Below are 4284 nucleotides of genomic sequence, written 5' to 3'. Positions count from 1 at the left end.
CAGTGACTGGTTCACGATAAGAGAAAAAGTCTAAACATGCCGACATAATCCGCTCTATTTGGATCAAAACAGGCTTAGGTACTCTCTTCTTCCATAACGCCAGGTGATTTTTATCAATAGCTCTGTGGACATCTTTTTTCCAAGGCTCTGCCACTGTAGTGACTTCAGCAGCACTTTTCTTTTCTAGAATAGAAGGTGAATATTCTTCACTTATAAAAGAAAATACTTTTTTCAACTCCTCTTCCGTATTGGTTATCAAACGCTCATATGAAACGGTAAGACAATTGTTATTTTCCTCAAATCCTTTGTAAGTGTTAGCTAGCCAATTTTCTACAAGAAGCGCGTTTGCAAGCGTTGATTTTGGTGCCCAAGGCAGCTTAGCTATAGAGGCAGCGCTATCCCTAGGATCTCTAATTATCAATAAAATTTTAGCAGATGGAAAATGAGTTCGTATGTCATTTAAATGGTTAATATGATTTGGTGTTTTTTCTAACCAACGTCGAGGAGAGCTTGTATCAGTGTTTCGTATCACGATTGATTCAAGCATGGCTCCTAAACTAGGCTTACGAGATGATAAGAATAGGATTATGCTTTCCCTATCTTTACAATATAATTCTAGTACGCTCACTCCTGACAACGTTAGTTTTTTCTTCATCAAATCGTATGCAGCATGGGGCCAATTTTCTTCTTGAAGCGCGTATTCAAGAGCGGCTTCATCTTCCCCAATCTTATTAAAAAATTGGGTCTCAGCACCAGACTCGATATTTGGGTGAGACACTAGATACGATGTTAAAAGTGTCGTGCCCGATCTTGGGACCCCAACTATAAATAGTGGCTCTGTATTATTCCTTTCTAACATCTTTTCTCCCTTATCACTCTTGTGATCTTAAAGATTATTACGGTATTGACTATTAAAAACTTTGGATGAACACTAATATATAGTAATGAAGTAGGATACTTTTACCCATGATTAAAGCTTCTCTTTCATTCAGTTCTATCGACTTATATTTATGGCAAACGAGACTCTCAATGTTGCTAACCGTAGCGTAGTTCACACTAACACGATCGCTTACAAAGGTTTAGTTTTTATAACTTAAAGAATTTTATTTAGTACAAGTACTATGGAACATGTTACAACGGTCAAGTCTGTCAGATCGTTTTGAAAGAACTGTTTCTAAATACATCGTGGTTTAATTGCGGATGGTATGCAATTTAATCAGCGATGTTGATGTCAAAGTTAAACCGAAAAAAAGTTGCGCGAAACGAGTGATTTCCACAAATCCCATTGGCACATAGAGGTACTTTTTCTCAAGCAGTTCACTTGGGCTTCTGCTCGCGAGCAGTCAAATTTAAGCTTGTGATGGTTGGTGTCATTAAATTTAACACTCCAGAGTATATGGTTGTGTAAATTTTAATAATGTTGTTATTAATTAATAGCTTGTCTTTTTGGACTGTTTTTTGCATGATAGCCTCTGCGTAGCTCTTCTAACAAAGCTTAGTAATAATTCGTTGTAAATAGGAATGTAAAAGTATGAAAAAGTTGAACAAGTGGTTTGCTTGTATCGCGTTAACGCTAGCATCAGTCTCGGGTGCACACGCTGGCTTGATTAGCGTCAACGGTACTGAGGTAAATTCTCTAGATATCGGTACAAGCTTCGAGGATTTTTATCAATTTGACTCACCTAATGCGTGGAGTGCTAACACTGGTTTAGAAGTTGCAAATCAAATCGCAATCTTTGTAGCTAATGTAGGTAATGAATTTGGCATTTTCACGATATATAGTGATATTGGTGGTGTTGCTGGCGGTGGTGATAACGGCGTAACAGGAAGCGGTAGTGTTACGTTTTGGGAAGACGCTGCCGAAGCAAATTTGTCATTTAATTATGCTGCTGATAAAACTGATGGGTTTATCGTAACAGAACTTTTCGGCGACCTTTGGAACGTTGATTATTCATTTTCGAATGTCTACGGCATTGATGGTATTACTGTATATTCATTTGACTCAAACGGTGATGCAGTCGTAGCGCAGCAAATAGCTGGTGTGCCGGCGACCTTAAATGTGAATTCTATATTTAGTTCAAACGCTGTCGCAGTTCCTGCTCCTAGTTCAATCATCCTTTTCATGATGGCTGGCCTAGTTGTTCTTAGGATTCGTGCTAAGCGATAATATTAAAAACTATTCGGAATTTGCTTAAGCAATCGAGACAACGTTGAAAGCGCGGATTTTATCCGCGCTTTTTTTTCTAAAAAATTTGAAAAGTTGTTTTTATATCTCCGTTAGTATTGTGGAAGCGAAGACTAAAGCTTCTATTAGTTTTGACGGATTAATACAATCGTCAGCAGTCAATAGTCTCGTCATCAATTCTCTATAAATGATGCACTTAATAATGAGGTAAGCTATCTTGAATTATTCTAAGCACTTTATTTTGACTAGCGGTCGTTGTGGAAGCAACTTCATGGCAAATACGATCAACCTTAGTCCAAACGCAGTTAATTTTGGAGAAGTCTTAGGACCTTGGACAATGCCTCATAAGCTTCACAATTGGGCTTTGAAAAGCTTCGGGTTATCGTATGAAGGATATCTCGACTACTTATGGAGCAATAACTTATTTTTTTATTCCGCACAATCATATAGTGCGTATTCTCATTTAAAAAAGAGAACTCCGATTAACTTCAAAAGAAAACGTAATTTAAAAACTTTGGGAATTAAGGATTTTTACACACACATTAGAAGAAATCGAATAGAAGATTATTTTATTAGGCAAGAACAAATGAATGTAATTCATTTAAGAAGAGATAATTTACTAAAAAGACTTGTTTCTTCAATGCTGATGAATAAAGTAGGAGTTGTATCGACTAAGGATGACGCCATTAAAGACCTTAAAGCCGAAATTAATGTTCAGAGGCTCTTAAAATACTTAGATTCTGATGCTGAGCTTGATCGTGCTGAAAAAGACTTTGTAAAGAAATTAGAAAAACGGCATCCCGTCTACAAAGTATCATATGAGGCTTATTTTAAAGATATAGAGTCATTGAACAGGCATAATAGAGAAATTTTCGAATTTATTGGTCTTGAACCAATAGAAAAAATGAGTCACCATAAAAAAATACTTTCAAACGATCTAAAAAACGTTGTAGGCAATTATGAAGAGTTAGAGCGTGAGATTAAATTAACGCCGCATGAACGCTACCTATACTAAAGTAATTAAATTTTATTAGTATGAACATTAAAAAGGAATTTACTATCTAAGTGTTAAGCTATTATGTTATCAATTTTCCGTAAGTGTAGTCGGCGGTACTTGCCAATGGGATGAACTTTTTACTACTGAGCCCAAAGGAGGCTATTGATTTTCGGCGAAAAAAACTTTTTGGTTTTCATTATTAATTGAACTGCAATTAAAGCAAATAATGGCGCAGAAAAGTAGAAAACAGGGTAAAAACTATCAACTTCTCTTCCTATAAAAAATTGCCAAAAACCCCACAATACAGTGAATATTAAGCTATGAGATAGAAAGAGAGGAAAAGAATATCCTCCTAACTTCTTTGTTGTTTCGTGAGTTAATTTTGTAGCTAAGAAGTAAGAGGAAATCATAAAAGCACAAGCGACAACTACCCTCAATGCGTACTCTCTTAAGTCATAGTAAGAAAAACTATCGTTTGCAATATATGTAGCAAAAAGAGAAGTGACTACGGTGGACATAATTATAATATTATTGTGACTAAGGGAAAATACTTTTTCTTTAGACACTCCAAGTGCAATACCGACAGAGAAAAACATCAGTATTCCATCTCGCATTATAACTGGTGTAATATCGAAATTGAGGCAGATAGTCCAAGTCAGAAACAGAAAAATAAATTTATTAGCTCTATAGAGAAAAATGAATATTGGCGAAATTAAAGAACATACAAATATGTCGCGTAAAAAATTAAGTGGTTCAGTGATAGAGTTATAGTTTAAACCTATGGTTAAATCTAGTATTCGGACGAAGGTCAACTCTTCGCCCGAAAGAATTCGCATTTGAATTGTTTTTAAAGAAACTAAATAAAAAACGGCTAGGCTAAATAAAATAATGATCAGGTTCCAAGTAATAAGTGGAACTATGAGCTTCTTAAATTTAGACTTTGCGAAAGAAAACCAGTCAGGGGATTTATAAAAGGAATTTACAATAAGATATCCGCTGATAATACTTAAGGCAGGAACACTTGCTCGCCCTAAAAAATTTGAAAAGAATTGAAGTAGATCAAAACCATAAATATTTGAATGTTCAGCCCACACCTCAGGAC

General features: G+C 35.6%; 4 protein-coding genes. 2 read left to right on the top strand and 2 right to left on the bottom strand.

What is annotated here, in order from left to right; genetic code table 11:
- Window positions 1-859: sulfotransferase (locus tag KL866_RS10880; protein WP_214995021.1), on the bottom strand; the 859-nt coding region annotated here is incomplete at its 3' end.
- A 672-nt stretch (window positions 860-1531) separates the two neighbouring features.
- Between KL866_RS10880 and KL866_RS10875 the strand changes: the two genes are divergently transcribed.
- Together KL866_RS10875 and KL866_RS10870 are read left to right on the top strand one after the other, a co-directional pair.
- Window positions 1532-2167 (top strand): hypothetical protein, encoded by a 636-nt coding sequence (locus KL866_RS10875; protein WP_214995019.1) that lies wholly within the window; start codon window positions 1532-1534, stop codon window positions 2165-2167.
- 289 nt (window positions 2168-2456) lie between these two features.
- Window positions 2457-3200, top strand: a complete 744-nt coding sequence (locus KL866_RS10870; protein ID WP_214995017.1) for a hypothetical protein — start codon at window positions 2457-2459, stop codon at window positions 3198-3200.
- 122 nt (window positions 3201-3322) lie between these two features.
- On the opposite strand, the gene KL866_RS10865 is transcribed toward KL866_RS10870, so the two are convergent.
- A partial coding sequence (locus KL866_RS10865) for an acyltransferase (protein ID WP_214995015.1) occupies window positions 3323-4284 on the bottom strand: 962 nt, incomplete at its 5' end.

The sequence above is a fragment of the Alteromonas sp. ALT199 genome (assembly GCF_018619335.1).
GTDB lineage: Bacteria > Pseudomonadota > Gammaproteobacteria > Enterobacterales > Alteromonadaceae > Alteromonas.
Note: the sequence above shows the minus strand (reverse complement) of the source record. Positions and strands in the feature narration are given on the sequence as shown.